Source organism: Streptomyces sp. NPDC060194 (assembly GCF_042728285.1).
Lineage (GTDB): Bacteria > Actinomycetota > Actinomycetes > Streptomycetales > Streptomycetaceae > Streptomyces.
In genome coordinates this window covers 1-10,147 of sequence record NZ_JBHWZH010000184.1, presented here as the reverse complement: position 1 = coordinate 10,147, position 10,147 = coordinate 1, and the positions used below count along the sequence as shown (strand labels likewise).

8 protein-coding genes are annotated in these 10,147 nt (G+C 70.7%); 6 read left to right on the top strand and 2 right to left on the bottom strand.

Annotated features, from left to right (window positions below; all coding sequences use genetic code 11):
- Window positions 1-84 precede the first annotated feature (84 nt).
- Window positions 85-681: a dTDP-4-dehydrorhamnose 3,5-epimerase family protein gene (locus ACFWEG_RS26435; protein WP_387219920.1), complete on the bottom strand. Its 597-nt coding sequence runs from the start codon at window positions 679-681 to the stop codon at window positions 85-87.
- Between the two features lie 38 nt (window positions 682-719).
- Window positions 720-2,747, bottom strand: a complete 2,028-nt coding sequence (locus tag ACFWEG_RS26430; RefSeq protein ID WP_387219918.1) for a glycosyltransferase — start codon at window positions 2,745-2,747, stop codon at window positions 720-722.
- Window positions 2,748-3,303: 556 nt separating this feature from the next.
- Here ACFWEG_RS26430 and ACFWEG_RS26425 point away from each other — a divergent pair.
- From ACFWEG_RS26425 to ACFWEG_RS26400, 6 genes are all read left to right on the top strand, one after another.
- Window positions 3,304-3,681 carry a hypothetical protein gene (locus ACFWEG_RS26425; protein ID WP_387219915.1) on the top strand — a complete coding sequence of 126 codons (378 nt, stop codon included), beginning with the start codon at window positions 3,304-3,306 and terminating at the stop codon, window positions 3,679-3,681.
- A 240-nt stretch (window positions 3,682-3,921) separates the two neighbouring features.
- On the top strand, window positions 3,922-4,242 hold the full coding sequence (rplU, locus tag ACFWEG_RS26420; protein ID WP_387219912.1) for a 50S ribosomal protein L21: 321 nt from the start codon (window positions 3,922-3,924) through the stop codon (window positions 4,240-4,242).
- A 13-nt stretch (window positions 4,243-4,255) separates the two neighbouring features.
- Entirely contained in the window at window positions 4,256-4,510 is a 255-nt protein-coding gene (gene rpmA / locus ACFWEG_RS26415; RefSeq protein WP_100594223.1) for a 50S ribosomal protein L27, read from the top strand.
- A gap of 142 nt (window positions 4,511-4,652) precedes the next feature.
- Entirely contained in the window at window positions 4,653-6,104 is a 1,452-nt protein-coding gene (gene obgE, locus ACFWEG_RS26410) for a GTPase ObgE (protein ID WP_387219908.1), read from the top strand.
- Window positions 6,105-6,307: 203 nt separating this feature from the next.
- A complete protein-coding gene (locus ACFWEG_RS26405) occupies window positions 6,308-7,804 on the top strand; it encodes a D-ribitol-5-phosphate cytidylyltransferase (protein WP_387219905.1) in 1,497 nt (498 codons plus the stop codon).
- 175 nt (window positions 7,805-7,979) lie between these two features.
- Window positions 7,980-10,124 (top strand): hypothetical protein, encoded by a 2,145-nt coding sequence (locus ACFWEG_RS26400; RefSeq protein WP_387219903.1) that lies wholly within the window; start codon window positions 7,980-7,982, stop codon window positions 10,122-10,124.
- Window positions 10,125-10,147: the final 23 nt, after the last annotated feature.

Below are 10,147 nucleotides of genomic sequence, written 5' to 3'. Positions count from 1 at the left end.
ACCGTGCTCCCCCGCGCTCGTGTGCGTGACTCCACCGGCAGGGACGCCGCTCGGGTGCCCTCCCGCATGACGCGCGCCACGCGCTCAGCCGGTCCGCAGCTCCTCGACGTACGCCCGGCAGGCGTCGTAGGACGGCAGGAGGCCCTGGGTCTCCGCCTCCGCGAGGGTCGGGGCCGCCGCGTCCTTGTCGGAGAGCAGGGGGGTGACGCCGGCGGGCCATTCGATGCCCAGTGCCGGGTCGAGCGGGTGGATGCCGTGCTCGCGCTGCGGGGCGTAGCCCTGGGAGCAGAGGTAGACGACGGTGGCGTCGTCGGTCAGGGCCATGAAGGCGTGCCCGAGCCCCTCGGAGAGGTAGACGGAATGGTGGTCCACGTCGTCGAGGCGGACCGCCTCCCACTGCCGGTAGGTGGGGGAGCCGACCCGGATGTCGACGACGACGTCGAGGACCGCACCGCGTACGCACTTGACGTACTTGGCCTGGCCCGGCGGCACGTCGGCGAAGTGCACGCCGCGCAGGGTGCCGCGCGCGGAGACGGAGCAGTTGGCCTGCGCGAGGTTCAGGGGGTGGCCCGCGGCCTCGGCGAGGTCCGGGGCCCGGAACCACTCGTGGAAGCTGCCCCGGCCGTCCGGGAAGATCTTCGGTTCGTGCACCCAGGCACCGCTGATGCCGAGCTGTCGCATGTGATGACGTCCTTGAACGAGGCGGGATGCGGGCGTGGTCAGCCGACGAGGCCGGAGGCCAGACGGCGGATCCTCTTGCGGGCCGGGGCCGGTAGGCGGCGCAGTACCGGCCCGCCCAGCGGTGCCAGCCGGCTGCGGGCGGCCGCCTTGGCGCGGCTGATCCTGATCTCGCGCGCGGCAGCCGGATCCACCGGCGGCACCTCACCGACACGGACGCGGCCGCCCTTGCCGACCCGTACCTCGCACAGCGGCGTTGCGGGGTCCGACGGACGGTCCAGCCGCGCGGCGAGGGACCACGGCCCGGGGGCGACGGAGGCGGGCAGGGCGGGCAGCGCCAGATGGGCCCGACCGGCGAAAGGGCGCAGCTGCGCCTCGACGGTGAAGGTGCGGCCGTCGAGCGAACCGAGTTCGAGCTGGACCGGGCGCGTGCCGCTCCGGGCGGTGGTGAACACGTCGAGCTGCAGCTCGACGCGCCTGCCGGGCACACGGCGGACCGGACGGTCGGCGAGGTACTTCGACAGCCGCTTGTCACGCCGGCCGACGTCCAGGGTGAGGTTGCCGAACCCCTCGGTGAAGTAGGGGATGACCGGGCGGCCCGTCGCGCCGAGCTGGGCCGGCCGGCAGTCGGCGTCGACGTGGGGCGCGCGGTCCGCGCCGACGCGCGCCTTGCGGACGAGGCCGAGCCCGCGGACGGGCACCCAGACGTCCCAGAAGCCCCGCGAGACGGGCCCGCGCTTCTTCTCACCCTGCGGTGCGACGAGACCCGTGCCGCGCAGGACCACCTCGAACGCGTCGTCCCCGAGCTCGACGAACTCCGGCTCGAACGACGCCTGGCAAGGCCATTCGACGGCGGTCTCGCGGTTCCGCAGGGACATCTCGGCCCGGAAGTCGCCGAGCTCGTCCGTGACGTCGATCAGGGTGTCCTCGTCCAGGAGGGCGCGGGTCAGGTCGGGGTGGACGAGCACCCGGCCCGAGCGCCGCAGCAGCTTCAGCGGCTCTCCGTCGTCACCGTGGGTGAGACGGGCCGTCACGGAGACGGCGAGCTTGCCGTCCGGCTGCCACGCCACGTCCTCGAGCCGCGCGGCTCCCTTGATGCTCGCGGCGAGGCGGGCGACCTCCACGAGAGCCTCGCGGTCGTCGTTGCGCACCAGCGTGGAGCGGAGGCGGGTGAGCGCGCCGAGGCTGTCGTGGACGCTGTCGCCCATGTACTCCAGCGCCAGGGGGCGGATGGAGTCGAGCATCTCGTCGAGGTACTCCGGCTCGTACCTGAGCACGTTCGGCTCGCTGACGCGGCCCAGCATCTCCACGCGGTAGAAGCGGCGCAGCAGGAGGTCGCGGAAGGAGCCGGGTTCGGTGTTCTCCAGCACGACGTCCAGGACCTCGCGGAGGTTGCCGTAGTAGCCCGCCGGGACGGGACGCGTCGAGCCGGCGTTCTTCCCGTCGTCGCGCTTGGAGTAGTAGTAGCAGGTGTAGCTGCCGAGGATCGAGACCACCTCGGCGGGGAAGTACGCCTGCATCATGTACAGCTGGTCCTCCAACCGCCGCTTGCCCTCCGGGTAGGCGATCCCGTTGTCCAGCAGGAACTGCCGGCGGAACATCTTGTGCGGCGTGAGGGAGTCGTGGAGCGGTGCGTCGCGAAGGGTGCACTTCTGCCGGTCGGTCCTGAACACGCCGTGGGGTACGCCGCGGAAGTTGCTGGCCACCTTGCCGATGACGATGTCGGAGCCGTTCCGGTGCCCCATCTCGTACAGGCGGTGCAGGGCTTCGGAGGCCATGTGGTCGTCCTGGTCCACGAACTGCACGTACTCGCCCCGTGCCTCCGCGACCCCGATGTTGCGGGGCTTACCCGGCCACCCGGAGTTCGGGATGTGGATCACACGGAAGTGCGGGTGCTTCTCGGCGAGCCGGTCCAGTTCCTCCGGCGTCTCGTCCGTGGAGCCGTCGTCGACGAAAAGGACTTCGAACTCGTCGGTCGGAAGGGTCTGACCGAGCAGGGAATCAATGCAGGGCTGGATGTACTTCCCCGGGTTGTACACCGGGATGACGACACTGACCTTGATCGACATACACTTCCAATCGCATGGGAAGGCCCGGGACCCGGCCAACGTATCGGCGCACCGGTCAGGCCGCGGCCGGTTCGTTCGAACCGGCGGCCGTGTGCGCCCCGCCGCCGCTGCGCCTCTCCCCGCGGGCGATGCCGTCGCGACGAGGCCCCCCCGTCACCAAGTCGCCGCGCCGGGTCGCGAATCCGGTATCCCGACAGTGTCCCACGCCCGCGCATCCCGGCCGTCGCCGGGTCGCGTCCACCCGTCCCTCAACGCCCCACGCCCCTGCGCTGGTTTGAGCCACCCGACTGCCGGGTGGCTCATCGCCACTCGTGCGCGTGAGTCTTGTACCGATGCAATCCGCTTCCTAGACAAAGGCAGTTGGCGATCTCGGGGGACGGAGGCGGAGAGCACTCCGCTTGCGTTTTCGGCGGAGGGCGATGGGGGCAGCATTCTCAGCCAATAGCATTACGCGCTGTTGTCCGGGGTCGCCCTGAGTGAATAGCGTCTGCTGTGTCAGGAGCGGTGGGTGGGATGTCTCCCGCACACAGCTCCCATTCAAGGGGAGGGGTTTGTTGTGCGCTCGATTTCGAAGAACCGCATGGCGGGAATGGTCGCTGCGGCTGGCGCCACGCTGATGTTTGCCTCGGGGACCGCTCAGGCCGACGCCGCCGTCGGGATCAGCGACGGTAGCGGCTACGCAACGTGGACCGAGAACGGCGACACGCTGACCGTGTGTGACACGGCGAGCGACGGCTGGGGTGTGCGCGGCTACATCTACCGCCCCTATGCGGGGAACCCGGGAAATGGCGATGTTCTCATCAAGGCCAGCAGTGGTGGCAACGGATGCGTGGCCGTATCCAAGGACATCGCCGAGAACATCGCCATCTCGATCAAGGTGGTGAATTACAAGGGCGACGAGATCATTCTGCCGGCCTGGAGGGCCGCCCGGTAGTCGTTGCCAGCCCTCGAACACGGTGACCGGGCCGTGGCTGATCCGTCAGCCACGGCCCTTGGCTCGGTTTGACCCTTGACGTGGGGGGTCGTAACCTTGGCGCTCGGTGTGTCTCCGTACGCACCCGTTCCTGAGCAACCCACCTCCCGCGGAGCGACTCCGCGGGGGAGGCCGTGCGCCCCGTTCCGGCGGCCGCGGCTGGCGTCAGGGGCGTCCGTCCCGAGTGAAAGAGAGATCCGCGTGTACGCCATCGTGCGCAGCGGTGGTCGCCAGCACAAGGTTGCTGTCGACGACATCGTCGAGGTTGACAAGATTTCCACCGGCAAGGTCGGCGACACCGTAGAGCTCTCTACGCTGCTCGTGGTCGACGGCGACTCCGTGACCAGCGACCCGTGGGTCCTGGACGGCATCAAGGTCACCGCCGAGATCGTGGACCACCACAAGGGCGAGAAGATCGACATCCTCCGCTACAAGAACAAGACCGGCTACCGCCGTCGTCAGGGTCACCGTCAGCAGTACACGGCGATCAAGATCACCGGTATCCCCACGGCTGCGAAGTAAGAGGGACTGAGACATGGCACACAAGAAGGGCGCATCGTCCACCCGGAACGGGCGCGACTCCAATGCCCAGCGGCTCGGCGTGAAGCGCTTCGGCGGTCAGACCGTCAACGCCGGTGAGATCCTCGTCCGCCAGCGCGGCACCCACTTCCACCCGGGCACCGGCGTCGGCCGCGGCGGCGACGACACGCTGTTCGCGCTCAACGCCGGCGCGGTGGAGTTCGGTACCCACCGCGGCCGCAAGGTCGTGAACATCGTTCCGGTCGCCTGATCCAGGCACCGTAGAACACGTTCTCCCGGAAGGCGGGCCGCGCTTTCCCGTGCACACCACTCGGTGGGTGCGGGAAGCGGGTCCGCCTTTCGCGTGTTGTCGTAGGAACAAACCCGTACATCAGTAACTGGAGGCACATCCCATGACCACCTTCGTGGACCGCGTCGAGCTGCACGTCGGCGCGGGTAACGGAGGCCACGGCTGTGCCTCCGTGCACCGGGAGAAGTTCAAGCCGCTCGGCGGCCCGGACGGCGGCAACGGCGGCCGCGGCGGAGACGTGACCCTGGTCGTCGACCAGAGCGTCACCACCCTGCTCGACTACCACCACCACCCCCACCGCAAGGCCACCAACGGCCAGCCCGGCGCAGGCGACAACCGCTCCGGCAAGGACGGCGCGGACCTCGTCCTGCCCGTCCCCGACGGCACCGTCGTCCTCGACAAGGCCGGCAACGTGCTCGCGGACCTGGTCGGCGAGGGCACCACCTTCGTCGCCGGCCAGGGCGGCCGCGGCGGCCTCGGCAACGCGGCGCTGGCCTCCGCCCGCCGCAAGGCCCCCGGCTTCGCCCTGCTCGGCGAGCCCGGCGAGGCCCGGGACGTGGTCCTGGAGCTCAAGACCGTCGCCGACGTGGCCCTGGTCGGCTACCCGAGCGCGGGGAAGTCCTCGCTGATCTCCGTGCTCTCCGCCGCGAAGCCGAAGATCGCGGACTACCCGTTCACCACCCTGGTCCCCAACCTCGGTGTGGTGACGGCCGGTTCGACCGTCTACACCATCGCGGACGTGCCCGGCCTGATCCCCGGCGCCAGCCAGGGCAAGGGCCTGGGCCTGGAGTTCCTGCGCCACGTCGAGCGCTGCTCGGTCCTCGTGCACGTCCTCGACACCGCGACCCTGGAGTCCGACCGCGACCCCGTCTCCGACCTCGACGTCATCGAGGAGGAGCTGCGGCTCTACGGCGGCGGCCTGGAGAAGCGCCCGCGGCTCGTCGTCCTCAACAAGGTCGACATCCCCGACGGCCGCGACCTCGCGGAGATGATCCGCCCGGACCTGGAGGCCCGCGGCTATAAGGTCTTCGAGGTCTCCGCCGTCGCCCACCTGGGCCTGAAGGAGCTCTCGTACGCGCTCGCCGGCATCGTCGGCGAGACGCGGGCCGCGAAGCCCAAGGAGGAGTCGACCCGGGTCGTCATCCGCCCGAAGGCCGTCGACGACCAGGGCTTCACGGTCACCGCGGAGCAGGACGACGACGGGCAGCCCGTCTACCGGGTGCGCGGCGAGAAGCCCGAGCGCTGGATCCGGCAGACCGACTTCAACAACGACGAGGCCGTCGGCTACCTGGCCGACCGGCTCGCCCGGCTCGGCGTCGAGGAGGAGCTGGTCAAGGCCGGCGCCCGCGAGGGCGACGCGGTCGCCATCGGCCCCGAAGACAACGCGGTCGTCTTCGACTGGGAGCCCACCGTCATGGCCGGCGCCGAGATGCTCGGCCGCCGCGGCGAGGACCACCGCCTCGACTCCCCGCGACCCGCCGCGACCCGCCGCCGCGACCGGCAGGCGGAGAAGGACGAGGCGGACCAGGAGTACGACACGTTCAAGCCGTTCTAGGGGCGCCCCCGTAGGGCCCGCGCCCGGCCCGGTCCGTGTTCTCGGTCACACGCCGCAACCGCCGGGGCCCCGGCCGAATCCCTTACTGGCAAGGTGAACCGGGGGTCGACACCCCCTGTCCTCCCGGTGCACCTCGCCTTGCAACCCGGTAACCCTGAGTGAGAGCATCGCCAGGTTCCCTGTCGCCTCAAGGTAGGTAAGACGTGTCCGAGCACATAGCCACGCCCCGTACGACCGCCGTCGTCCTCGCCGGCGGAACCGGTCAGCGCGTCGGTCTCTCGATACCGAAGCAGCTGCTGAAGATCGCGGGCAAGGCGGTCATCGAGCACACGCTCGCCATCTTCGAGCGGGCGCCCGACATCGACGACATCATCGTCCTGATGGCGCCCGGACACGTCCCGGACGTCGAGCGGATCGTCGAGAAGGCGGGGTTCACCAAGGTGAGCCGGGTCATCGAGGGCGGCGCCACCCGCAACGAGACGACGGAACTGGCCATCGCCGCCGTCGGCGCGGACCTCGCCGAGGGCGAGGACGCCAACGTCCTCTTCCACGACGCCGTCCGCCCGCTGCTGTCGCAGCGCGTCATCGCCGACTGCGTCGAGTCGCTGCGCCGCTACCAGGCCGTCGACGTGGCGATCCCCTCCGCGGACACCATCATCGTCACCCGCACCCACGGCGAGGACGGCGAGTTCATCACCGACGTCCCCGACCGCTCGCGGCTGCGCCGCGGCCAGACCCCGCAGGCGTTCAAGCTCTCCACCATCCGCCGCGCCTACGAGATCGCGTCCGGTGACCCCAACTTCCAGGCCACGGACGACTGCTCGGTCGTGCTCAAGTACCTCCCCGACGTGCCGATCCACGTCGTCGCGGGCGACGAGTACAACATGAAGGTCACCCAGCCCGTCGACGTCTTCATCGCCGACAAGCTCTTCCAGCTGGCCTCCACCGCCGCCCCGACACAGGTCGACGAGGACGCCTACCGCGCCCTGCTCAAGGACAAGACCCTGGTCGTCTTCGGCGGCTCCTACGGCATCGGCGCGGACATCGCCGCGATCGCGAAGAGCTACGGCGCGAAGGTGTTCCCGCTCGGCCGCTCCACCACCGGCACCCACGTCGAGAACCCCGAGCACGTCGACGACGCCCTGTCGAGGATCTACTCCGAGACCGGCCGCATCGACTACGTCATCAACACCGCAGGCGTGCTGCGCATCGGCAAGCTCGCCGAGGCCGACAACGCCACGATCGAGGAGGCGCTGAAGGTCAACTACCTCGCGCCCGTCCAGATCGCCCGCACCGCGTACAAGTACCTCGCCGAGACCAAGGGCCAGCTGCTGCTCTACACCTCCAGCAGCTACACCCGGGGGCGCGCCGACTACAGTCTGTACTCGTCGACGAAGGCCGCCATGGTCAACCTGACCCAGGCGCTCGCCGACGAGTGGGCCGGCGAGGGCATCCGCGTCAACTGCATCAACCCCGAGCGCACCGCCACCCCGATGCGCACCAAGGCGTTTGGCACCGAGCCGGAGGGCTCCCTGCTCTCCTCCGAGGCCGTCGCGCGCACCTCGCTCGACGTGCTGCTCTCGGAGATGACCGGCCACGTCATCGACGTCCGCCAGCAGGACCCGACGGCCGGCGCGGCCGCCGCCTCCGGTTTCGAGGCCGCCCTGGCCTCCGTCCTGGACCGCCAGGGCGACGTCTGACCGGCGCCCTTCCCGACCCCCCTCCCAGGCCTCCGCGAGCAGTCGCCCACGGGGGCCTGGGGCGCGTCCGCGGGCGTTTTCCGGGCCCGGGACGCGGCATGACACCATGGTCCCTCACATCAACCGAAGACAGCGCTGGCCGGTCCGACGGCGGCAGCGCAGGAGCAGGATCTCCGTGATTTCCTCTGCAATACGTCTCGCTCGGGTGGGCAGCACCGGCGAACTCGTCGCGGCGCTGCTCATCGCACTCGGTTACCCGGCCATAATGCTGGCCGCTCTCGTGCCGAACGTCTGGGCCTTCGCCGCCGCCTGCGCGGTGACCTACGGGGCGGACCACTACCTCCACCGGCGCGGGAGCTATCTGATCAGCCGGCTGAGCAAGGTGCGGGCCGGACTCTCCATCCGGTTCCTCATCCGCCAGCTCCTGCTGATCCTGCTGCTGGCCCGCACCGCGGAACTCGCCGACCGGCCGGTGTTCTACGCGGCCATCGCCGGCTTCCTGGTGTTCTACAGCTTCCAGGCCCCGCACGGCGCGCTGCTCACCGTGATCCGCAACCGGCGCAAGCTGCCCGTCGCGACCCGCAACGTCGACCTCGCGAGCCGGGTGACGATCCCCGACGCCCCGCCGCGCGCCCTGAATCACCGGGCCGCGGAGAAGATGCTGCACCTCGACCTGTTCGCCGTGGTCGGCCTCCTCGCGACGGCCGTGACCGACGACGCGGTCTGGGGGGCGGCCGGCGTCGCGATCACCCTCACGCTCGCCCTCGCCTACACCGCGGCGCTGCTGCCGTACACCCGCGGACGCCGCGTCCCGCCGTCCGCGGAGGTCATCCTGGGCAGGCTGGACGAGTGGCTGGCGGAGTACCGGCCCGAGACCGTCCTGTACTTCTCCGGCTCCAAGGACTCCGCCTACCAGGTCAACATGTGGCTGGAGACCATGGCGCAGCTGGAGACCCGGCCGCTGGTGATCCTGCGCGAGCGGGCCATCCTCACCCAGCTCGGCCAGACCTCCGTGCCGGTGGTCTGCGTCCCCGGCGGCGTCCACCTGATGAACATGGACCTGTCGACCGTGCGGGTCGCGCTGTACCCGGCGAACGTCGGCAAGAACATCCACCTGCTGCGCGTGCCGACCATGAAGCACGTCTTCATCGGGCACGGCGACAGCGACAAGCTCGCCAGCGTCAACCCGTACAGCAAGGTCTACGACGAGGTGTGGACCGCGGGCCGGGCCGGCCGCGACCGCTACGCGCTGGCCGACGTCGGCGTCCGCGACGACGACATCGTCGAGGTCGGCCGCCCGCAGCTGGCCCCCATCCAGCGGGCCGCCGGGACCGTGCGCGAGACGCCGACCGTGCTCTACGCCCCCACCTGGGAGGGCTGGGACGACAACCCGGGCAACACCTCGCTGCTCCTCGCGGGCGAGAACATCGTCCGTAAGCTGCTGGCGGCCGAGCCGCCGGTCCGCGTCCTGTACAAGCCGCACCCCTTCACCGGCACCCGCAGCGCCAAGGCCGGGGCCGCCCACCGGCGGATCACCGCGCTGGTCGAGAAGGCCGCCGCGGCGCGCGAGGCCGACCCGCGGTGGACGGTCGACACCGCCGTGACCGGCGCCGCCCGGGCGGAGCTGACGCGGATCGAGGCCGAGTTGGCCGCGTTCTCCGTCGAGACCGAGGACAGCACCGACGAGGCGGAGTCCACCCGCGACGGGCTCGCCGACCCCGAGCGCGAGGCCGCCGTCAAGCGGCTCCGTGCGGCGTGGGGCGAGGCCTTCTGGCGTGCGGTCCCGGAGTGGGAGCACCGCATCGTCACCGGACCGCACCCGCACCTCTACGACTGCTTCAACGTCTCCGACGCGATGGTCTCCGACATCTCCTCCGTCGTCTCCGACTTCATCGAGAGCGGCAAGCCGTACGCGGTCACCGACTCCGCCGAGCTCGGCGTGGAGGAGTTCAAGCGGCAGAACACCGCGGTCCGCGCCGCGGTGATCCTCTCCAACGGGGCCGCCGAGCTCGACGAGCTCCTGGCCGCCGTGCGGAACCCGGCCGCCGACCCGCTGTCCGCCGCCCGCCACGAGCTGAAGAGCTACCTGCTCGGCCCCGACGAGCCGGCGTCGATCGTGCAGTTCAACGCGGCGGTCGCGGACCTGGCGGCCCGGGCCGAGCTGCGCAACGCCGGCACGCTCGCCGCCCAGAGCCCGGTGGCGACCGACGACGAGAAGACGCCCGGCGGCGTCGCCGTCGAGCAGGCGGAGATCGAGGCGGCGGAGACGGCCGAGGCCGCGGCCCCGGCCGGCGAGCCCGCGGACTCCACCCTCGCCTGACCCGCGCCCACGCGAAAGGGGGG

Excerpts from the sequence above, each read along its gene's own strand:
- ACFWEG_RS26435 (WP_387219920.1), bottom strand. The coding sequence starts at position 681 with ATGCGACAGCTCGGCATCAGCGGTGCCTGGGTGCACGAACCGAAGATC.
- ACFWEG_RS26430 (WP_387219918.1), bottom strand. The coding sequence starts at position 2,747 with ATGTCGATCAAGGTCAGTGTCGTCATCCCGGTGTACAACCCGGGGAAG.
- rpmA (WP_100594223.1), top strand. The coding sequence starts at position 4,256 with ATGGCACACAAGAAGGGCGCATCGTCCACCCGGAACGGGCGCGACTCC.
- obgE (WP_387219908.1), top strand. The coding sequence starts at position 4,653 with ATGACCACCTTCGTGGACCGCGTCGAGCTGCACGTCGGCGCGGGTAAC.